At 54.5% G+C, this 18,956-nt stretch carries 25 protein-coding genes; 18 read left to right on the top strand and 7 right to left on the bottom strand.

All coding sequences use genetic code 11. The annotated features are described in order from the left end of the window. Positions 1-142: 142 nt before the first annotated feature. The 5 genes from ACFIO0_RS19970 to ACFIO0_RS19950 all read right to left on the bottom strand — a co-directional run bounded on the left by ACFIO0_RS19970 (position 143) and on the right by ACFIO0_RS19950 (position 2,785). Positions 143-706 (bottom strand): F0F1 ATP synthase subunit B, encoded by a 564-nt coding sequence (locus ACFIO0_RS19970; RefSeq protein ID WP_390912149.1) that lies wholly within the window; start codon positions 704-706, stop codon positions 143-145. A 12-nt stretch (positions 707-718) separates the two neighbouring features. Then, positions 719-1,246, bottom strand: coding sequence for a F0F1 ATP synthase subunit B' (locus ACFIO0_RS19965; RefSeq protein ID WP_390912148.1), 528 nt, complete (start codon positions 1,244-1,246; stop codon positions 719-721). Between the two features lie 131 nt (positions 1,247-1,377). Further along, entirely contained in the window at positions 1,378-1,602 is a 225-nt protein-coding gene (locus tag ACFIO0_RS19960; RefSeq protein WP_025046967.1) for a F0F1 ATP synthase subunit C, read from the bottom strand. A gap of 74 nt (positions 1,603-1,676) precedes the next feature. Continuing rightward, on the bottom strand, positions 1,677-2,429 hold the full coding sequence (locus tag ACFIO0_RS19955) for a F0F1 ATP synthase subunit A (RefSeq protein WP_390912146.1): 753 nt from the start codon (positions 2,427-2,429) through the stop codon (positions 1,677-1,679). A 2-nt stretch (positions 2,430-2,431) separates the two neighbouring features. Continuing rightward, positions 2,432-2,785 (bottom strand): AtpZ/AtpI family protein, encoded by a 354-nt coding sequence (locus tag ACFIO0_RS19950; RefSeq protein WP_390915377.1) that lies wholly within the window; start codon positions 2,783-2,785, stop codon positions 2,432-2,434. Between the two features lie 240 nt (positions 2,786-3,025). On the opposite strand from ACFIO0_RS19950, the gene ACFIO0_RS19945 reads away from it, so the two are divergent. After that, a complete protein-coding gene (locus ACFIO0_RS19945; protein ID WP_390912144.1) occupies positions 3,026-3,373 on the top strand; it encodes a metalloregulator ArsR/SmtB family transcription factor in 348 nt (115 codons plus the stop codon). Between the two features lie 224 nt (positions 3,374-3,597). On the opposite strand, the gene ACFIO0_RS19940 is transcribed toward ACFIO0_RS19945, so the two are convergent. Continuing rightward, positions 3,598-4,476 carry an EamA family transporter gene (locus tag ACFIO0_RS19940; RefSeq protein ID WP_390915376.1) on the bottom strand — a complete coding sequence of 293 codons (879 nt, stop codon included), beginning with the start codon at positions 4,474-4,476 and terminating at the stop codon, positions 3,598-3,600. Continuing rightward, complete coding sequence (locus ACFIO0_RS19935; protein WP_390912143.1) at positions 4,473-5,351, bottom strand: LysR substrate-binding domain-containing protein; 879 nt, start codon at positions 5,349-5,351, stop codon at positions 4,473-4,475. The genes ACFIO0_RS19940 and ACFIO0_RS19935 overlap by 4 nt, the downstream gene beginning before the upstream one ends. 121 nt (positions 5,352-5,472) lie before the next feature. On the opposite strand from ACFIO0_RS19935, the gene ACFIO0_RS19930 reads away from it, so the two are divergent. The 17 genes from ACFIO0_RS19930 to ACFIO0_RS19850 all read left to right on the top strand — a co-directional run bounded on the left by ACFIO0_RS19930 (position 5,473) and on the right by ACFIO0_RS19850 (position 18,643). Further along, complete coding sequence (locus ACFIO0_RS19930; protein ID WP_390912142.1) at positions 5,473-6,003, top strand: hypothetical protein; 531 nt, start codon at positions 5,473-5,475, stop codon at positions 6,001-6,003. 189 nt (positions 6,004-6,192) lie between these two features. After that, positions 6,193-7,677 (top strand): signal recognition particle protein, encoded by a 1,485-nt coding sequence (gene ffh / locus ACFIO0_RS19925; RefSeq protein ID WP_390912141.1) that lies wholly within the window; start codon positions 6,193-6,195, stop codon positions 7,675-7,677. 50 nt (positions 7,678-7,727) lie between these two features. Next, complete coding sequence (locus tag ACFIO0_RS19920; protein ID WP_390912140.1) at positions 7,728-8,024, top strand: chorismate mutase; 297 nt, start codon at positions 7,728-7,730, stop codon at positions 8,022-8,024. Between the two features lie 20 nt (positions 8,025-8,044). Beyond that, the gene (gene rpsP, locus ACFIO0_RS19915; RefSeq protein WP_390912139.1) at positions 8,045-8,455 is read left to right on the top strand and encodes a 30S ribosomal protein S16; all 411 of its coding nucleotides are present in this window, start codon (positions 8,045-8,047) and stop codon (positions 8,453-8,455) included. Between the two features lie 8 nt (positions 8,456-8,463). Next, complete coding sequence (gene bluB, locus ACFIO0_RS19910; protein WP_390912138.1) at positions 8,464-9,093, top strand: 5,6-dimethylbenzimidazole synthase; 630 nt, start codon at positions 8,464-8,466, stop codon at positions 9,091-9,093. Further along, positions 9,094-9,237, top strand: coding sequence for a hypothetical protein (locus ACFIO0_RS19905; protein WP_390912137.1), 144 nt, complete (start codon positions 9,094-9,096; stop codon positions 9,235-9,237). Next, positions 9,234-9,740: a ribosome maturation factor RimM gene (rimM, locus tag ACFIO0_RS19900; RefSeq protein ID WP_390912136.1), complete on the top strand. Its 507-nt coding sequence runs from the start codon at positions 9,234-9,236 to the stop codon at positions 9,738-9,740. Before ACFIO0_RS19905 ends, rimM begins: the two co-directional genes overlap by 4 nt. A 2-nt stretch (positions 9,741-9,742) precedes the next feature. Further along, complete coding sequence (locus ACFIO0_RS19895; RefSeq protein WP_390912135.1) at positions 9,743-10,531, top strand: hypothetical protein; 789 nt, start codon at positions 9,743-9,745, stop codon at positions 10,529-10,531. Beyond that, on the top strand, positions 10,528-11,337 hold the full coding sequence (trmD, locus tag ACFIO0_RS19890) for a tRNA (guanosine(37)-N1)-methyltransferase TrmD (protein ID WP_390912134.1): 810 nt from the start codon (positions 10,528-10,530) through the stop codon (positions 11,335-11,337). The genes ACFIO0_RS19895 and trmD overlap by 4 nt, the downstream gene beginning before the upstream one ends. 3 nt (positions 11,338-11,340) lie before the next feature. Beyond that, a complete protein-coding gene (locus tag ACFIO0_RS19885) occupies positions 11,341-12,090 on the top strand; it encodes a polysaccharide deacetylase family protein (RefSeq protein WP_390912133.1) in 750 nt (249 codons plus the stop codon). Between the two features lie 9 nt (positions 12,091-12,099). Further along, positions 12,100-12,954: a GNAT family N-acetyltransferase gene (locus ACFIO0_RS19880; RefSeq protein ID WP_390912132.1), complete on the top strand. Its 855-nt coding sequence runs from the start codon at positions 12,100-12,102 to the stop codon at positions 12,952-12,954. Positions 12,955-13,068: 114 nt separating this feature from the next. Then, positions 13,069-13,386, top strand: a complete 318-nt coding sequence (locus ACFIO0_RS19875) for a hypothetical protein (RefSeq protein ID WP_390912131.1) — start codon at positions 13,069-13,071, stop codon at positions 13,384-13,386. After that, on the top strand, positions 13,387-15,087 hold the full coding sequence (locus ACFIO0_RS19870) for a methyl-accepting chemotaxis protein (RefSeq protein ID WP_390912130.1): 1,701 nt from the start codon (positions 13,387-13,389) through the stop codon (positions 15,085-15,087). It abuts the gene before it with no gap. Between the two features lie 258 nt (positions 15,088-15,345). Next, entirely contained in the window at positions 15,346-15,720 is a 375-nt protein-coding gene (gene rplS / locus ACFIO0_RS19865; RefSeq protein WP_390912129.1) for a 50S ribosomal protein L19, read from the top strand. An 11-nt stretch (positions 15,721-15,731) separates the two neighbouring features. After that, positions 15,732-15,953 carry a 50S ribosomal protein L31 gene (gene rpmE, locus ACFIO0_RS19860; RefSeq protein ID WP_390912128.1) on the top strand — a complete coding sequence of 74 codons (222 nt, stop codon included), beginning with the start codon at positions 15,732-15,734 and terminating at the stop codon, positions 15,951-15,953. A gap of 241 nt (positions 15,954-16,194) precedes the next feature. Continuing rightward, positions 16,195-17,751 carry a sulfotransferase gene (locus tag ACFIO0_RS19855; protein ID WP_390915375.1) on the top strand — a complete coding sequence of 519 codons (1,557 nt, stop codon included), beginning with the start codon at positions 16,195-16,197 and terminating at the stop codon, positions 17,749-17,751. 82 nt (positions 17,752-17,833) lie between these two features. Continuing rightward, the gene (locus ACFIO0_RS19850) at positions 17,834-18,643 is read left to right on the top strand and encodes a division plane positioning ATPase MipZ (protein WP_390912127.1); all 810 of its coding nucleotides are present in this window, start codon (positions 17,834-17,836) and stop codon (positions 18,641-18,643) included. Positions 18,644-18,956 lie beyond the last annotated feature (313 nt).

The following is an 18,956-nucleotide window of genomic DNA, read 5'->3' as shown; positions in this document are numbered from 1 at the left end:
ACGGTATAAGTGGAAATCCGCTTGTTTTGCGGGACCAAACAAATGTGACTTTGGCCCGTGGGAGATCAGAAATAACGCTGCCCCAAACGCAAAAGGCCCCGCAGATGACTGCGAGGCCTTTAAAATCTTCTCGAACCAAACCTTAGTGCAGTTTGGCATCGACCTGTGCGATTGCGTCGTCAATCAGAGAATTGCCGCTGGCGGCTGTCATCTGTTTGGCGATCACGTCACGTGCAACGGCCACAGCGATGATCACCGATTGATCACGCACTTCCTTCACAGCCGAGTTTTGAGCAGAAGCGATTTGATCTTCTGCTGCGGCCAGGCGGCGCTCGATGGATTTGACAAGCTCCGCGCGGGCCTGTTCGGCTGCGGCATTTGCTTCTTCTTTGGCCGATGCCACGATGCGGTCCGCTTGCGCTTGCACTTCTTGCTGCTTGCGCTCGTAGGAGGCCAGCAGAGTTTGCGCATCTTCACGCAGCGCGCGGGCTTCGTTGATTTCGGATTGGATACCGTCTGCACGGCTGTCCAACATACCGCCCAACATCGAAGGCACTTTGAAATAGAACAAAACGCCGATGAAAACGATAAAGCCGAGGGTCACAACAAAGTCGGTGTTGCCCAGCGAAAAGAATGGACCCGAGGCTGCGAATGCAGGTGTTGCCAACAGGGATGCTGTGGCACCTGCGAGGGTGATTTTGCTCATACGCATTTCAAATTACCCTTTCATCCGTGCAGTCACAGCGGCAGTGATGGATTTTGCATCCGCCTTGCCGCCCATGGCTGTCACGATTTCTTTGGCCGTATCTTTGGCAACAACTTTGACGCTGTCCAAAGCATTGGCACGAATGTCTGCGATGACCTTTTCGCCCTCGGCTGCTTTCACAGCGATCTGCGCGTCGGCCTTTTCGATGGCTGCGTCCAGATCGGCTTGGATGCCAGCCTTGGTTTCAGCCACGATTTTCTGAGCTTCAGCACGCGCATCAACCAAAGCTTTGTCATAGGCGGCTTCTGCTGCCTGTGCTTTGGCTTTCAAGTCTTCCGCTGCTGCGATGTCATTTGAAATTGTGCCCTGACGTTCCGCCAGAACAGACGCGATGCGCGGCAACGCAATACGCGACAGAACGAAATAGATCACGATCAGGGTAAGAACCAACCAAAAGATCTGGTTGCCCCATGTCGAGAAATCCAACTGTGGCATGCCGGGGCCTGCTGCCTCTGCTGCACTGTGTGTTTCGGTAGCCATCTTGGTCTCCGTTCAAACGCCTCAAAAAGGCGGTCATTACATCGGGCGGGATGCATCTGTGCAAACCGCCCGACCGTAAGGAACTTGTCACCTGCGAACATATCGCAGGCAACGCTGTTGTTCGAGCAGTCTTAGACGGCGAACATCAGCAGCAGGGCGACGAGGAACGAAAAGATCCCCAAAGCTTCTGCGAATGCGATACCGATAAACAGTGTCGCTGTTTGTGATGCGGCGGCAGATGGGTTGCGCAATGCGCCTGCCAAGTAGTTGCCTGCAACGTTACCAACACCGATGGCAGCTGCGCCTGAACCGATTGCTGCGAGACCTGCGCCGATGTGTGCGAGTTCACCTTCCATGAGAATTCTCCTTACGATTGGAAGTTAGATAGATAAGTGGACGGATTGCCCACCGTTGTTAAGATAAGTCGTGTTTAGTGAGACGGGTGAAGCGCGTCTTTCAAGTAAACGCACGTCAGAATTGTAAATACGTAGGCCTGGATAAAGGACACCAGGATTTCCAAGGCGTACATCGCTGTGATGCCCAGAATTGCGACAGGGCTAACCACTGCGATTGCTGCAAAGCCTGCGAACACTTTGATCACCGCGTGACCCGCCATGACGTTACCAGCCAAACGAATGGAGTGGCTGACGGGGCGTACAAAGTACGAGATGATCTCGATGATCGCCAAAACCGGGCGCAGGGCCAGTGGGGCAGATGCCACCCAGAACAGGCCCAGGAACTTTGCGCCGTTCTTAACAAAGCCCAAAATGGTTACGGTCAAGAATACCGCCATCGCCAGCACAACCGTCACAGCAAAATGGGATGTTGGTGTGAAAGACCCCGGGATCAGGCCAAGAAAGTTGGCGCAAACGATGAACATGAACAGCGTCATAATGTAGGGGAAGAACACCAGACCGTCTTTGCCTGTCACGTCTTCAACCATTTTGTAGACGAAACCGTAAGCCAGCTCTGCAACAGATTGGCCACGTGATGGCACAATTGCGCGTTTGGACGTGGTCAGCACCATCAAGGCAACAACCGCTACGATCGCAAGACCCATCCAGACAGATGCATTTGTGATCGTGTACCAAGAAATCTCAGCGCCGCCGAAAACATCCTTGATGTTGAACTGGTCCATCGGGTGGAATTCTAGACCGCCAGATTTTGCTGCGTCGTCTGCCATTCTCAGCTTCCCTCATCTTTAGCGGAAATGTCCGCTGCATCTTTTTCGGCCAATTCGGCCAGTTGTTTCTCTTGCATCTCTTGCGCGCTGCGGATCATCGTTTTGACCCCGGCCACAAGACCCAAGATGGTAAAGATCAGCATGAAAATCGGGAGCGTCCCGAACAGGTAATCCAACCCGTATCCAATGCCGAACCCGATGCCCAAACCGGCCACCAGTTCTATCACCATCCGCCAGGCATGTTGCGCCTGAGAATAATGCTCTTCTTGAACGGGGCCGCGATCTTGCGACTTTTTCACCGCGGCGATCTTGGCCTCAAGCTGCTCCATTTGCTGCTTTTGATCTGGCCCAGTCACGTGCGGATTCCCCTCTCGAAGACTTGCACGCTTGCTATGATGTGAGGGGACTTGAGTCAACTGCCTGCTTGATGTCGCGGAAATGACCTTAAGCCACTGTTTTATTGAGTATTTTTGACCAGAACAAATGGGGGCGTTGTTCTGCCGCAGCCCCGGATAGCCTGTTTTGACGGGTTTGTGGATATTCAACCATTTGGTTGATCTTGCGAACGGGTAGCCGGGGCGCGTATGTAGTGCGTCATGGCACATTCGCTCGATACAATTTTTGCAGCACTCGCTGACCCTACCCGTCGCGCCATCCTTGCGATGTTGCTGGAGGATGACATGGCCGTCACAGACGTCGCCGAGCCGTTCGAGATGTCACTGGCTGCGATTTCCAAACACCTGATGATCCTGTCGCGCGCAGGGTTGATTGCGCAGGAAAAACGTGGGCGGGTCAAATGGTGTAAATTGGAACCCGACGCGATGCGCGATGCTACTGTCTGGATGCAGGGGTTCGGGCAGTTCGAACCTGTGAACCTAGATGCATTCGAGCGGTTTCTCAAAGTCGAGTTGGAAAATCCGCACCCTGCGCCGGATCCAGAATAGGCCATTAGGTCAAAACATGCGGATCAAGACATGCGCAGGGTGCGGTATTTGGGAATAGCAGGTGTTTTAGGCAATGCCAGCCAGACGCAGCACCGCCAAAACAACCACAACCAACCCTATCAGGTAGATAACGTTTCTCATGTCTTTGTCCTTTCGTTATTCAGGTCTTGGATCGCCCATGAAGCCCCCAAGCGGCTTTTGAAAATTGCGTGCGCCGGGCAGTTTCATGCGTCGCGCAGCAACATCAGCAGTGCGACAACCGTAAGAAATATGCCGATGGCCACCCAAGGCAAGGGCAAGCCGTTGCCCAGTCCCGCTTCCCACAAAATCACCCAAGAGGGCACCAGATAGGTGTAAGCCATCACCTTGGCCGACGGCAGGCGCATCGCGGCGAATTGGGTCAGCACAAACGTGCTGGCGCTGGCGAATATCGACACGTAGATGATCGTGATCCAGACGATGCGCGGCAGGCCCAGCCAATCTGTAGCCCGTATGTCAGACCAGCTAAAGATCGTGATAATCACACAACCCGCGATCAGGACGCCCAACGAAAAGACCCGCGCGCTTTCGCCTCGGTTCAGTTTGCGCACCAGCGGGGTGTAGGTCGCGTGACAAACACAGCCCACAAAATAGACCATCTCGCCGCGACCGATTTCAAAGGCCAGTGCGGCCCCAAAATCCGCGCGAAAGATCACCCACAACGCGCCCAAGCCGCCGATCAAAAGCGCCAGTGCCATGCGCGGCGTCAAAATCTGGCGCAGCAGTAACCAGCCGAACCCTGCGGTCAAAACCGGTGTCAGCGTGAACACCGCAGCCGCACTGACGGGGGGCGCGGTCTTGAGCCCCTCGAACATCAGCACAAAATACATTCCAAAGATTGCGCCCAACACGCAATACCGCCATGGGGCCGCCCAAGACCCTTTGGGCACGCCGCCGCTCGCCATCACAAACGCCCAGATCACCACCGCCGCGATACCAAACCGGATGGCATTCAGCGCGCCTGGTGCGATTTCATTCGCAGCCATCGATCCCAGCGAAAACGACCCCGCCACAAGGGCTGAGAATAACAACATCGCCAGATGGCCTTGCAGTCCAGGCGTCAATCGCCCCATGATTTAGACCGATCTTTCAGGAAATTCAGAAACACCTGCACCTTGTGGGTGCGGTGTAAATCCACATGTGTGACCAGCCACAACGGGGCTGACCAGTCTTCTTGGTGCGGGAATACCTCAACCAGATCAGGGTTCACCTGCGCCTCTGCCATTGCCATAAACCCGATGCCGGCCCCCGCCAGAACCGCCTGTTCCAGTGCACGCACGTCATTGCTGCGAAAGGTCAGTGCCGCCTCCGGTACCTTTTCACGCAGCCAGCGGTTAAAGGGCGCGCGGCTGTCATCATTGTCCTGCCCCACGAACCGGTGCTTGGCGTAATCCGCGACATCCTTTGGCATGCCGTATGATTCAACATAAGACCGCGCAGCAAACAGCCCCATCTTTGACCGCGCAAATGGCTGCACCACATTGTCCGGTTGCTCAGGGGCTGATCCAGCACGCACCGCCACATGCGCCTCGCCGTATTCAAGGCGAAACAGGCGTTCACCCGTCAGGTAGCGTACAATCAGGTCAGGGTGTTCAAGCTGAAACGCAGTCAGAACCGGGGCCATCAACGGGGCCAGCGACACCAGCGACGTCACGACCAATTCGCCGGACACGTCCGTGCCGCGCCCTTTGATGCGGCCGACCAGCTGACTGAACTGGTCGTCAGTGGCTTGGGCGACACGAAACAAGTCATCCCCCGCCTCGGTCGAGGTATACCCCCGTGCATGTCGTTGAAACAGCTTAACGCCCAGCCGTCCTTCGAGCGCGTCAATGTGGCGGATCACGGTGGCATGGTGCACGCCTAGAACCTCGGCTGCCCCACTGACCGTGCCCAAACGTGCCACTTGATAAGCGGTCTTGATTTCGTCCCAATTGTCCATTCGACCCCTCATGTGCGAAATTGAACATATGCCCGCAACTTTGATTGCGATCGTTCAAAAATGCAAGGTAGATATGTCGCGCCCTTTGACAAGCCGATTGCCCAGCAAATAAACATCAGGCATGAAAGTCACCCGCACCACCCCGACCCTTTTGATTGTCGAAAACACGCCTTGGCTGTTTGCACTGCTGATCAGCATCATGGCCTTGATCGCCGTGACGGTCGGCATCATCGCCTTGACCACAGGATCGATCATCGGCGGCGGCGTGGTCCTCAGCGTCAGCGCTCTGATCTTTCCACTATTCCTGTATTTCATTGCCCAACGCGTGCAGATCATCCTGAACACCACCCAAAACACCATGACGGTCCGCAAACGCACCCTGCTTGGCTACACCAATGTTACGCACGACCTGCACGACCTTAGCCACGCGGAACTCGACACCAATTACGATGATGATGACGGCTCCCAGACCCATTGCCCGATCTTTGTGCTGAACGGTGGGATGAGTGCCGGCAAACACAAGATGACCGCCACACATCAAAGCGGTCATGGCCCCGGTCAGATCGTGGATGGTGTAAATGAATGGCTGACTGCGGCCCGGCGCGACGGGCACCTGCGCACACCTGTTGACTCTGCGCGCCCAGACGCCTAAATCCCCACCAACATCCGGAAGCATCAAACCTTCCGGTCCTTGGCTGTCCAAGGATCGACCCCCACCAGCGAGTTTCGCCCGTGGGGGTAAAACTGTATTTTGTTGCGCCATTCGGGTGCCAGCATTTGCGAACTGAACCGCCCCTTCCTATTTTGGGGCAAAGATTAACCGGCTCCGAAAGGCCTTGGCATGTTTGAAAACCTATCCGAACGCCTCTCAGGCGTCTTTGACCGGCTCACAAAACAAGGCGCGTTGTCCGAGGACGACGTCAAAACCGCCCTGCGCGAAGTGCGCGTTGCCCTGCTAGAAGCCGACGTTTCGCTGCCCGTTGCGCGCGATTTCGTTAAGGCGGTTCAGGACAAAGCCACCGGTCAGTCGGTCACCAAATCCGTCACACCGGGCCAACAGGTCGTCAAGATCGTGCACGACGCACTGATCGACACGCTGCGCGGTGAAGGCGAACCGGGCCATCTGAAAATCGACAGCCCCCCTGCCCCGATCCTGATGGTCGGCTTGCAAGGCGGCGGTAAAACCACGACGACTGCGAAACTGGCCAAGCGTTTAAAAGAACGCGAGGGCAAAAAGGTCTTGATGGCTTCGCTGGATGTGAACCGTCCGGCCGCGATGGAGCAGCTGGCGATTTTGGGCAAACAGATCGGCGTCGACACGCTGCCGATCGTTGCTGGCGAACAACCGGTTTCGATTGCCAAACGTGCAAAAACCCAAGCAGCGATGGGCGGCTACGACGTCTACATGCTGGACACAGCCGGTCGCCTGTCCATCGACGAAGAGCTGATGGAACAGGTCAAAGCCGTACGCGACGTCGCCGACCCGCGCGAAACGCTATTGGTTGTCGACGGCCTGACCGGCCAAGACGCAGTTCACACCGCAGAAAATTTCGACGAACGCATCGGCATTACCGGCGTGGTCCTGACCCGAATGGACGGCGACGGTCGCGGTGGTGCGGCACTGTCCATGCGCGCGGTCACCGGCAAGCCGATCAAATTCGTTGGCCTTGGCGAAAAGCTCGACGCAATCGAGACGTTCGAACCAGAACGCATCGCCGGCCGCATTCTTGGCATGGGCGACATCGTCAGCCTTGTTGAAAAAGCCCAAGAAACCATCGAGGCCGAACAAGCCGAGCGCATGATGAAGCGCATGGCCAAAGGTCAGTTCAACATGAACGACCTGAAAATGCAGCTCGAGCAGATGCTTAAAATGGGCGGCATGCAAGGCATGATGGGCATGATGCCCGGCATGGGCAAAATGGCCAAACAGGTCGAGGCCGCAGGTTTTGACGACAAAGTCCTGAAACAGCAAATCGCGCTGATCCAGTCGATGACCAAACGCGAACGCGCCAATCCACAACTGCTGCAAGCATCACGCAAAAAGCGGATCGCCAAAGGTGCAGGCATGGAAGTGTCCGACCTGAACAAGCTGATGAAAATGCAGCGCCAGATGTCCGACATGATGAAAAAGATGGGCAAAATGGGCAAGGGCGGCATGCTCAAACAAGCGATGAAGGGCATGATGGGCAAAGGCGGCATGGATCCGTCACAAATGGATCCTGCAGCGCTCGAGGCCGCAGCCAAACAAATGGGCGGCAAACTGCCCGGCATGGGCGGCGGCATGGGCCTGCCCTCTGGTCTGTCCGGTTTTGGAAAGAAGAAATAAGTGTTTGTTCTGATTAAAAATACTCATACCGCATCAAAAGGGATCGCAGCATGACTGACACAGTCACCCGCGCCGCTGAGGTCCTGAAAGGGCACCGCGAAAGCATCGATCGCCTTGATGCTATCCTGATTTACACGCTCGGTGAGCGGTTCAAACACACGCAAGCTGTGGGGAAACTCAAGGCTGAACACGACCTTCCCCCGTCCGATCCGGCCCGCGAGGCCACCCAGATCGCACGTCTAGAAGATTTGGCAAGCAGGGCCGATCTCGATCCTGATTTTGCCAAGAAGTTACTCAACTTCATCATCGCTGAAGTCATTCAGCATCACAAAAAACACCAAGAATAAAACCGAAGGAATACAATCTCATGGCTATGAAAATCCGTCTCGCCCGTGGTGGCTCCAAGAAACGTCCATTTTACCGCATCGTGGCTGCCGACAGCCGCATGCCACGCGATGGTCGCTTTATTGAAAAATTGGGCACATACAACCCGTTGTTGGCCAAAGACAGCGAAGAGCGCGTGCAAATGAACATGGAGCGCGTTCAGTACTGGTTGGGTCAAGGGGCACAGCCAACAGACCGTATCGCACGCATGCTCGAAGCTGCTGGCGTTCGTGAAAAAGCTGAGCGTAACAACCCGAAAAAGGGTACACCGCACAAGAAAGCTCAAGAGCGCGTCGAAGAGAAAGCCGCCAAGGCCGCAGCAGCAGCCGAAGCCGCAGCAGCTCCGGTTGAGGCACCTGCCGAAGCCCCTGCTGAAGACGCAGCAGCCGAGTAAATTGGGGGATGGAGGCGTTCTCGAACAGCTTCCGATCCGATCTATCGCAGTTGATGCGATGGCGGCGCGATGTGCGCCGTTTCTCGACCAAACCCGTGGACGAGGCGTTGCTGATGCAATGCCTCGACACATTCAGGCTGGCCCCATCCGTGGGCCTGTCAGAACCTTGGCGCATCGTGCGGGTGACCAGCCCCGATGCCCGCGCCAAAGCAATCGAAAATTATCAAACAGCCAACGCCGAAGCCCTCAAAGGTTACGATGGTGAAAAGGCCGCGATGTATTCAGGCCTCAAACTGTCTGGCATGCAAGAAGCCCCTGAACACATTGCGGTTTTCTGCGATGACGAAACGACGCAAGGCTCTGGTCTTGGGGCCACGACCATGCCCGAAATGCGCCGATATTCAGTCGTTGGCGCGATCAATCTGATGTGGTTGCACGCCCGCGCGAACGGGCTGGGCATGGGTTGGGTTTCGATCCTTGATGCCCCGCGGTTGTGCGATAATCTGGATGTCCCGCCCAATTGGTCCTTGATCGCCTATCTGTGCATCGGCTGGCCAGAAACCAATTCGACCACCCCTGAACTGGAAACCGCCGGATGGGAGCACCGCCGCCCCGATCTGCATATCGAAAGCCGCTAGATGTTCCGATTGATCCGCACGATATTCCTTGTTGCAATCGCATTTGTCGCTGGCATTTTGTACGAACGGTTTGGTGCCTCGGACAATTGCGACACGCGAGGCGGCGAATTCATCAACGGCCTATGCGAAGGAACAAACAATTGAGCGATGAATTCATCTGTGTGGGCAGCATTGGCGGCTCTTATGGCGTTAACGGCGAACTGCGCATCAAAAGCTATTGCGCGATCCCCGAAGACATCGAAACCTACAGCCCGCTGACCCGCGAGGACGGGAGCGACGCGTTCACCCTCGCCATCATCCGGCAGATCAAAAACGGGTACGCGGTACGCATCGCCGAGGTCACGACCAAAGAGCAGGCTGATGCGCTAAAAGGCGTGCAACTGTACGCCCGTCGTGACCAATTGCCGAGCCTGCCTGACGACGAATACTACCATTCGGACCTCACTGGTTTACAGGTGCTGGACACCGGCGGCGAGACATTGGGCACTGTCAAATCGGTACAGAACCACGGCGCGTCCGACTTGTTAGAAGTACAACTGCCCGATAGCTCAGCCACCGTTCTGTTGCCCTTTACCCTCGCCGTGATCCCGACTGTTGATCTGGACACCGGCCGCATTATCGCGGACCCGCCCGAAGGTGTGTTCTAGGCATGCCCAAACGTGTCGTGATCCATGCTGGATTTCACAAGGCTGGCACGACTTCTGTTCAGCAAACATTGCGTGCCAATCGCAAGCTGTTGATGCCCGCGGTGGCCATGCGTCTCAAGGGGCAGATGACCAAATTGTTGCATGCCACGCGCGGCTATTCGACCCGGCGCGACGCGTTGACATTAGCCAAGGTCAAGCACCGGTTTGACGTGCTATTGGACCGCATGCCGCCGATGCCGCACCGGTGTTTGGTGATCTCGGCCGAAGACCTGTCAGGCCAGATGCCGGGGCGTGGTGATCTGATGGATTATTCCGCGACACCAATCCTGATGGACGCAATATCGCGCAAGACCACCGAGCTGTTTCCAAAGACCGAACACGTCATCTATTTTTCGACCTGTAGGCCGGATGCCTGGTTAAAAAGCGCCTATTGGGAGCACGTGAGATCTTCCTCCATGACCCTGGATTTCGATCAGTTTGAAACGAAATATTCTGCGGCGGCGGACTTTGATCAGATCATCGCGCAGACCAAAGATGCGGTTCCTTGTCCGGTGCATTATGCACCGCTGGAAGACTGCGTTGACCTTAGGCTGGGACCAACTGATCCGTTGTTGGATCTATGCGATGTGCCAGATGATCTGCGTGCTCAGATCGTTCCGCAGTCCAAGGTGAGCACGCCCGATAGTGACGCAGTGCTGCTTGCGCTGCTAGAGGCAAACCGTGCATACGCAGACAGCGATACACGCAAGGCCGCCAAGCAGGAAATCTTGGCACAAGGGGCGCAAAAATGAGCAAAACACCAAAGTCATTTGGGCGCAAATCGATCAGCGCCAGCGTGCAACCTCGCAGCTTGATGGAGACCACACCGGAACTGGCAGGCGTGTGGCAAGCGCGCGTGTTAACCTTGTTTCCAGATGCCTTTCCCGGCGTCCTTGGCACCAGCCTGACCGGACGCGCGTTGCAAGACGGCAAATGGCAATTGCACACTCATAATATTCGCGATTACGGGCTAACCAAACACCGCAACGTTGATGACACCCCAGCAGGCGGTGGCGCGGGCATGGTGTTGCGCGCTGACGTTGTTGGCCCCGCAATCGAGGCCGCGATTGCACGTCAAAAGGGCCAATCCCCAATCGTTTACATGTCGCCGCGCGGGCAGCGCTTTGATCAGAATATGGCTCGCACGTGGGCGCGTTGCGATGGCGTCACGATCCTGTGTGGGCGCTTTGAAGGTGTCGATGAACGTGTGCTGGAACACTATAACGTCCAAGAAGTATCGCTGGGTGATTTTGTCATGACGGGGGGCGAATTGGCCGCGCAGGCGATGATCGACGCCACCGTTCGCCTACTGCCCGGTGTGCTGGGAAATGCCGACAGCGCGGTTGAGGAAAGCCACTCAAACGGGATGCTGGAACACCCGCAATTCACCAAACCTGCGGACTGGAACGGGCGCGCAATCCCAGACGTTTTGATGTCGGGCAATCATGCGAAAATCGCTGAGTGGCGGCGCGAGATGTCAGAAGCGCTGACCCAAGCCCGCCGCCCGGATTTATGGGCACAGCACACGCCGATCGCTCCCAAGAAAAAGCGGACTTGATCCATGGCGACTTGGGTCGATCTGGATGCAGAATTACAGCTATGGAAAGACGCGGGATGTAGCCCGACGTTTTGGTGGCGCGATGATGACACACAGGCCCCGACGGATGACTTGGACCGGTTGATTGGCCTTGCCGAACGCTATGCAGCACCTTTGCATCTGGCCGTTATTCCGGTTGGAATCAACCCCGCGCTGGCGTCGCGACTAAGTGCATCGCCCCTCGTTTACGCCCTGCAGCACGGGTTCGCGCATGTTAATCACGAACCCAAAGGCACCCGTGCATCCGAGATTGGCGATCTGCGTGATGTCACCCTGCAAATTGCGGATTTGCGCGCGGGCTGGCAGAAACTGGCAATGGCCGAGTTGCCCAATTTACTGCCCGTGCTAGTCCCGCCATGGAACCGCGTAGCGCAAAAAACATTGCCGCATTTGCCCGCACTTGGCTTTCGAATGCTGTCGGCGTTTGATGGTGGCGCATCGGCTGCCGACGTCGCAGGTTTGCAGCAGATCAACGCACATGTTGATCCTGTCCGATGGAAGAACGGAGCCGAGTTTCGTGGCACGGAAAAGACGTTGGCCCAAGTCGTCGAACATCTTTGTGCCCGCCGTTTGGGACAGGCAAATGAGCCAACCGGGTTCCTGACCCATCACTTGCAAACCGACGCTGCCACATGGGATTTCATCGATGCTTTGCTAGATCGTTTGCAAGGCTTTGAGTGGATATGCCTGTCGTCCGTGATCGAAACGCCGTAGGCTGCGGGCATGGTTCAGATCGCCTACGCACCACCCGAAGACCGCGAAGAAATTGCGCAATTTATGTGTGCCGCTTTTCCAAAGGCAAAGTGGGACATCGACGGTTGGCGACGTTTGCTGGATGGGCGCTGGGGCGAGGACGCACCCTATGCAGTAGCGGCACGTGACGCTGGTGTTTTGGTTGGCGTGCTCGGATTGGTCAGCGCAGTTCGGATGACGGATGCAGGGCCTCGACGCACGATGAACATGACCTCTTGGTATGTGCTGAAATCCCATCGCGGGATGGGCTTGGGCGGTCAAATGCTGTCGCTGATCATGGCGGACCCAAGCGTGACTGTGACCAACTATTCATCCGCCAAAGGTGCGGTTCCAGTTGTCGAACGCGCCGGGTTAGTACCGCTGGATACACAGCGACATATCTGGCGCACACGCGGCATTACAGGCGGGTTATCTGTCATCGATGACCCTTTGGCACAAGATGCAGAAATCTCTGTCAAGGACCGTCAAATTCTGACCGATCATGCAGGTTTAAATCTGCACCCCCGGCTTGTCCAAACGCCAGATGGGCCATGTTTGATCCTGCTGATGATCAAACAAAAACACGATGCATATGTGACGTATGAAACGTTGTACTTAAGCGACTCCAAAACCTTTGCGCGCCACGCCCGCGCAATCGCTGACAGCATCTTGCCTCGGGAAAACGCCGTTTTGTCCGTGGACAGCCGGTTCGTTGCAAATGAGGTGACCGCCGATGCGATTGCACCTTTTGCGGTTCCAAGATTCTATACCAAGGGCGCGATGGCGCCTGTCGACGTGGATCATCTGTATTCAGAAATCGTTCTGCTGGACATGAAGATGTACTAAAGCGCGGCTGAATCTGTCGAGTATTTTCCGCGAAACCGCACCTTTGCAATTTTGTCGAAACTTTTCGGTTTCAAATTCACGGATTGGCAAGGGATTGGCTATTAAAACAGCCCCATGAAAAATCGACTCGTGACACAATTACAAATCGGATTCCTAGTGTGCGTGAGCATCACGATGCTCGCAATGCCCATGATGGTGCAAGGTGCCACAGCACCACGGCTTGGCGTTCCAATCATCGTTTTGGCCAGTCCCTGGCGTGATCCGACAGACACGATCATAGCGGCGGGCGGTGATCCAATTGGACCTACACGCGCACTATTTGGGGTCTTTGCGACGTCGCATAATCCCGAGTTCCGCGAAACGCTTTGGGCCGCCGGACATGTTTCATTTGGCAGTCACGCCTTGGCGACGTTCTTTTGTGGAGATTGGTAAATGAAAAACTCAAAACAGTTTAATGCAGTGCGCGCAGGCGGACGTCGTATGGTTTTGGGCGTTATTTACTCCGGTGCGATTGGTGCTGTGATTACTGCTTGGGCTGCGGGAAATGATATCCTGATGACCGCACAGATCGCATTTGCCTTCTGTGTTTTGTCGTTTTTTGCGAAACGTTTTGTTCCATCTCTTACTGATTATGTCCTTGTTTTAGCGACCATCGGGCAAACCGCTTTGATCACGGCAGCATTCGCAGGCCACGCATGGCAAATGGACAGTCACATGTTGTACTATGCTGTTCTTGCAGTTCTGTTTTTGCTGCTGAACCCCAATGCATTGCTTGCCGCCGCAGGGTTAATTGCTCTGCATCATGCCACTCTAAGTATCGCTTTGCCCGCCCTAGTTTATCCAAATTCAGACGTAGGTGCCGCGCTCTGGCGAACGGCCTTTCACGGTGGGGTTATCGTGATGGAAACTGCGTTGCTGTATTTCTCTGTCCGCAAACGCGTCTACCTGATGAAAAAATCTGCCGAAGACAACGCAGAGCTACGCCTTGCACAGGTGAAAGCAGAAAAATCATTAGCCGAAGCTTCTGAAGCTCGAGATGCCGCACGAACAGCCCAGCTGGAGGCCGAAAAACAGACCCAACGCGCGCAGCAAGCCCTCGCTGAAACGACGGCACAAATTGAACGAACGCACACTGCGGATGCTGCTGCCCAGGCCGCCACGATCAAGTTGCAAACGGAGCAACAAAAATCGCACGAAGCAGTGGAAAACGTTGTTTCCGCGCTGTCAGCCGCATTGGCATCACTTGCTGCGAATGATCTGAACGCGCCAATTGTAACGCCCTTTTCGAAAGAGTATGAAAGTATTCGTTCAAATTACAACGATGCCGTGGCATCTTTGACGACCACAATTGAGAACGTCACCCAGCAGATCAGTCAAATCAGGGCAACTGCCTCGGAAATCGCATCGGCGGCCAAAAATCATGCCAAACGATCAGAAGGTCGGGCACAATCAATGTCGGATGTTACTGTTTCGTTGCAATCCTTAGGTCATTCAATCGATATCGCGGCGCAAAGTGCCGCAACCGCCAACAAAACTGTGGCCACATCACAGCATTTCGCTGACGACGGGGCAAAAGTTGTCGAAGAATGCGTCATGGCGATGCAAGAAATCGAAGAATCGGCCGGTGAAATTTCCCAAATCGTGAATTTGATCGAGGATATCGCATTTCAAACCAACCTGCTTGCCTTGAATGCCGGGGTCGAGGCTGCCCGCGCCGGAGACGCAGGCCGAGGATTTGCGGTGGTTGCAACCGAGGTACGTGCGCTTGCTCAACGCTCATCAGATTCCGCCAACGAGATTAAATCGCTCATTACAAAGAGCGAAGAACAAGTTCAGAACGGCGTATCCTTGGTCGAAAAGTCTGGTGTCGCATTGACTAGAATTTTGGAAACTGTTCAAAAAACCAACCACGAAGTGACATACATCAATCAAAGCATCCAAGAGCAAAACCAAAGCCTGTCTGACATCACAACCGTGCTGGAAGGGTTAGATCGCGCAGCACAAGAAGACGCCGAAATGATCGAAGAAACATCTGTGACAAGTGTCGTTTTGGACAATTCGACGAATAGCCTCTCAAAAGCTGTTTCAGTGTTCTCAATCGGAACGGCACCAAGTATAAAATCGGTTGCTTGATCACGGCAGCATGATGCGCGCGCCCCTTGACCTAAAGGCTTTCCGATCCTAAACAACGCAAGTTCGGATTCGATATTTATCGCCCGGGCCTTTTGCGCCGTGCCGCCTTCTTCGTTGGCAAGATAACGACACAAAAGCATTCAAAGGAAAGATGACGTTTACCCTCTGGCGGGCACCTCGGTGGACCCGGTGAAGACGCAGAGCTCTGACATCGCGCAAAATCAGTGGGAAAACCACGTTACATAGGAGAAGCGTCAGATGAACCTGATCGCACAACTGGAGGCGGAGCAAATCGCCTCTCTGGGCAAAAACATCCCAGATTTCAAAGCCGGCGATACTATCCGCGTAGGTTTTAAAGTAACTGAGGGTACGCGTACCCGTGTTCAAAACTATGAAGGTGTGTGCATTGCACGCAACAACGGCAAAGGTATTGCCGGATCTTTCACAGTTCGCAAAATTTCATTTGGTGAAGGCGTTGAACGTGTATTCCCGTTGTTCTCAACGAACATCGACGAAATCACAGTTGTCCGTCGTGGCCGCGTGCGTCGCGCCAAACTGTACTATCTGCGCGCACGTCGCGGTAAATCCGCACGTATCGCCGAAGACACAAACTACAAGCCTCTCAAAGCGTAAGGACTGGGTAGATGAAATCAGATACACATCCCGAATATCACACGATCAACGTCAAAATGACTGACGGTACGATCTTTCAAATGAAATCCACTTGGGGTGCCAAGGGCGATCAACTGTCCTTGGACATCGATCCAACTGTGCACCCGGCATGGACAGGCGGCAACAGCCGTTTGATGGATACAGGTGGCCGCGTTTCCAAGTTCAAAAACAAATATGCAGGTTTGGGCTTCTAAATCCAAATCGGATTTTCCAGTGCATAGGCATCACCGTTATCGGTGGTGCCTTTTTTCGTTTTACTTCCATTTTTCTACAAAGCTTTGATGCTTTGGTAATCTTTTGCGCACAGGTTCCTGATATTGACACAGCAAGGAATGCGCCAAAATGGACATGCAGCCAGTTATCCGACAAAGCCGCTCGGAAATCTTTGGGCTTTGGCGACGACGGGTTCCACTTGATGCTGATGTCTTGGCGCGCATGGGGCAGGCTCGCGTTTACCTTAAACAAGGCCAAACTGATCGCGCGAGGGCTGCTGTTGATGCTCTTCAACCTCTGGCCCCGCTTGATCCACGGCTTCTGCAATTAAGAGCAGAATGCGCATTAGCATGTGACGCCTATAGCGATGCAGTTTCATTGTTTGAACGTGCGCTAACACAGTCGGATCAGGCGACACTATGGGCAGGAAAAGGTGCTGCATTGCGGGCCTTAAATCGTCAACGTCAGGCAGCTGCTTGTTTCCAAAGGGCACGTGCGCTGTGTCCTGAAGAGACACTCTACCATCGCAAGGCCGCCGAATGTTTGTTGACTGCAGGGCAACCACATGACGCCTTAGACGAACTAAGCGTTAACTCGTCAAATGCCGAAGCGCTTAGGTTGATCGCAATGGTTCAATTCGAAATGGGTCTGGAAAAGGCATCATTTGAGAGCGCCTTAAAATCTGTACAAAGGGATCCTCAAGGGAATTCCTTACGGCTCGCACGCCGTTTGGCAAAAACTCCACACGACATTGCAGAGATCAACAAAATTTGTGCGCCGTTGGTTTCAAATTCTGCAATCCCAGCGCCGGTGCTCGCGGCGTCCATTTCGCCAGACCGCCCGGACCTAGCACAACGGACTTTGGCTGAAATCGAAGAAAAGGTGACACTGCCAGCCACTCCGGCCGACCAAAAAGCAGCGTTTCATCACGTGATCTTTCGCCACTATGACTTTATCGATGCGCGCGAAGTTGCTCGGCAGCATCTGGTACAATTCCATAAATTCCAGTGCATAAACACACCCTACCGACGCAGCCAAGACAGCGCTTTGTTTACTGTTCTAAAACGACTTCGGTTTACCGCGTTGCCGCTTTCAAAATCTTCGGTGCTACCAATTTTTGTAACAGGATTGCCCGGGTCGGGTCGTTCTTATGCATGCGAACTTTTGCAAAGTGCGGCAAAGCCTGCGACCGCGCGTCCGCTGCATTTGATCGAAGCTGTAATGAACAGATTCATGCGCCAGCTGCGGCAATCAGGCAGTCGCGATGTAAGCCGTGATGACCTGATGGCTCTACAGTCTGAACTGCGCTCTGGCTTGCTTCAAGCTGCAAACGGCAGCGAAATTGTCATCGATTCGGCCATGTTGAATTTTCGCTGGTCAGGTTTGATCCACGCCGCCCTGCCCGAAGCCCGCATCGTCCACATAAAAAGCGACAAAATGCGGACCGGGTGGGCGATGTATGCCGGGTCACATGACAATAAAAACCTAGGCTGCACGCATGATCTTAACGATCTACGCGCCTATCAAGCACACAGCAGGCAATTAATGCAGCATTGGGAAGAGCTTTCCGGCGGCTCAATCGTCTCCATATCCGGTGATGCCTTACTGCGCTCAAGCGGGCAATCTGCACGTGCGATGGTCGAAGTCTGCCAGCTAAAATGGTCACGCAATTGCACATCCGCCCCCACAGCACGCAGATCAGATTGGTACCGTTACGCGGATTTGTTGGCACCCTTGCGCGACATGCCAGACACGAAGGATGCAAACACGCCCATGTGACGCTTCCAAAAGCCAAAGCCCCAACATATAGTACACGAAACATATGATCAGGGCCTTTCGCCCTGACAAAGGGGACAGCGTCATGGCGCATATTATCGTCGTCGGAAATGAAAAGGGCGGCGCGGGCAAATCAACCGTTTCGATGCATGTGGCGTCGGCCCTGTCGCGCATGGGGCACAAAGTCAGCGCTTTGGATTTGGACCTGCGACAACGCACGTTTAGCCGTTACGTGGAAAACCGGAACGAATTCTGTGCCGCTGCCAATCTAACCCTGCCCAGTCCAGACGTTCATGAACTGCCCGAGATCGATGCAAACGCGCTAAAACCCGGTGAAAACATCTATGATCACCGTCTTTCCGCAGCGGTGGCCGCGCTTGAACCGGACAATGACTTCATTCTAATCGACTGCCCGGGCTCGCATACGCGCCTCAGTCAGGTTGCACATTCTCTGGCTGACACACTGATCACGCCACTGAACGACAGTTTTGTCGATTTTGATTTGCTGGCCCGCATTGATGCGACCGGTGACAAAATCAAAGGCCCATCCGTGTACTCCGAGATGGTTTGGAACGCGCGACAACTGCGTGCTCAAGCTGGCCTTCAGCCCATTGACTGGATCGTTGTGCGAAACCGAATGGGTGCGCAACGCATGGTGAACAAAGAAAAAATGGAACGGGCCATTGAAATGCTGGCCTCCCGGATCGGCTTTCGCATTGCACCCGGGTTCAACGAACGTGTCATTTTCCGAGAGCTTTTCCCACGTGGTTTGACCTTGCTGGATCTAAAAGACATCGGCGTAAAACAACTGAACATCTCGAATATCGCGGCGCGTCAGGAATTGCGCGACTTGATGAAAGCACTCAAATTGCCCGGCGTCAGCATTGATTTCTAAAGTCAGCCAAGCACGCCAAAACCAAATCCCGGATGGGATTTGAAAACATCGTGTAGCGCGGAACGCGCTGCAATTGGGTCACGGTCTCTCATTCCGCTCAGCAACGGAATCGAACATCACATCAATGCTAACGCAACATTCTAGTTTCACTTTTTTGGAATGTAGGGCGGCCTAAATACCAAACCCCTATCCTCAAGACACGACGAAAAACACGCAATTGTCCGTAAGCGGCGCTTTTACGACGATAAAGGACGCTCAAGTACAAGGGTCGCATTCAAGAAACTTTTTACTATATTGAACCTACGCACCGATG

Source organism: Pseudosulfitobacter sp. SM2401 (assembly GCF_042932805.1).
In the GTDB taxonomy this organism is placed as follows: Bacteria; Pseudomonadota; Alphaproteobacteria; order Rhodobacterales; family Rhodobacteraceae; genus Ascidiaceihabitans.
The sequence above is the reverse complement of the archived record's forward strand: the minus strand, read 5'-3'. Positions and strand labels throughout refer to the sequence as shown.

Excerpts from the sequence above, each read along its gene's own strand:
- ACFIO0_RS19970 (WP_390912149.1), bottom strand. The coding sequence starts at position 706 with ATGAGCAAAATCACCCTCGCAGGTGCCACAGCATCCCTGTTGGCAACA.
- ACFIO0_RS19965 (WP_390912148.1), bottom strand. The coding sequence starts at position 1,246 with ATGGCTACCGAAACACACAGTGCAGCAGAGGCAGCAGGCCCCGGCATG.
- ACFIO0_RS19960 (WP_025046967.1), bottom strand. The coding sequence starts at position 1,602 with ATGGAAGGTGAACTCGCACACATCGGCGCAGGTCTCGCAGCAATCGGT.
- ACFIO0_RS19955 (WP_390912146.1), bottom strand. The coding sequence starts at position 2,429 with ATGGCAGACGACGCAGCAAAATCTGGCGGTCTAGAATTCCACCCGATG.
- ACFIO0_RS19945 (WP_390912144.1), top strand. The coding sequence starts at position 3,026 with ATGGCACATTCGCTCGATACAATTTTTGCAGCACTCGCTGACCCTACC.
- ACFIO0_RS19935 (WP_390912143.1), bottom strand. The coding sequence starts at position 5,351 with ATGGACAATTGGGACGAAATCAAGACCGCTTATCAAGTGGCACGTTTG.
- ACFIO0_RS19930 (WP_390912142.1), top strand. The coding sequence starts at position 5,473 with ATGAAAGTCACCCGCACCACCCCGACCCTTTTGATTGTCGAAAACACG.
- ffh (WP_390912141.1), top strand. The coding sequence starts at position 6,193 with ATGTTTGAAAACCTATCCGAACGCCTCTCAGGCGTCTTTGACCGGCTC.
- ACFIO0_RS19920 (WP_390912140.1), top strand. The coding sequence starts at position 7,728 with ATGACTGACACAGTCACCCGCGCCGCTGAGGTCCTGAAAGGGCACCGC.
- rpsP (WP_390912139.1), top strand. The coding sequence starts at position 8,045 with ATGGCTATGAAAATCCGTCTCGCCCGTGGTGGCTCCAAGAAACGTCCA.
- bluB (WP_390912138.1), top strand. The coding sequence starts at position 8,464 with ATGGAGGCGTTCTCGAACAGCTTCCGATCCGATCTATCGCAGTTGATG.
- ACFIO0_RS19905 (WP_390912137.1), top strand. The coding sequence starts at position 9,094 with ATGTTCCGATTGATCCGCACGATATTCCTTGTTGCAATCGCATTTGTC.
- ACFIO0_RS19895 (WP_390912135.1), top strand. The coding sequence starts at position 9,743 with ATGCCCAAACGTGTCGTGATCCATGCTGGATTTCACAAGGCTGGCACG.
- trmD (WP_390912134.1), top strand. The coding sequence starts at position 10,528 with ATGAGCAAAACACCAAAGTCATTTGGGCGCAAATCGATCAGCGCCAGC.
- ACFIO0_RS19885 (WP_390912133.1), top strand. The coding sequence starts at position 11,341 with ATGGCGACTTGGGTCGATCTGGATGCAGAATTACAGCTATGGAAAGAC.
- ACFIO0_RS19880 (WP_390912132.1), top strand. The coding sequence starts at position 12,100 with ATGGTTCAGATCGCCTACGCACCACCCGAAGACCGCGAAGAAATTGCG.
- ACFIO0_RS19875 (WP_390912131.1), top strand. The coding sequence starts at position 13,069 with ATGAAAAATCGACTCGTGACACAATTACAAATCGGATTCCTAGTGTGC.
- ACFIO0_RS19870 (WP_390912130.1), top strand. The coding sequence starts at position 13,387 with ATGAAAAACTCAAAACAGTTTAATGCAGTGCGCGCAGGCGGACGTCGT.
- rplS (WP_390912129.1), top strand. The coding sequence starts at position 15,346 with ATGAACCTGATCGCACAACTGGAGGCGGAGCAAATCGCCTCTCTGGGC.
- rpmE (WP_390912128.1), top strand. The coding sequence starts at position 15,732 with ATGAAATCAGATACACATCCCGAATATCACACGATCAACGTCAAAATG.
- ACFIO0_RS19855 (WP_390915375.1), top strand. The coding sequence starts at position 16,195 with ATGGGGCAGGCTCGCGTTTACCTTAAACAAGGCCAAACTGATCGCGCG.
- ACFIO0_RS19850 (WP_390912127.1), top strand. The coding sequence starts at position 17,834 with ATGGCGCATATTATCGTCGTCGGAAATGAAAAGGGCGGCGCGGGCAAA.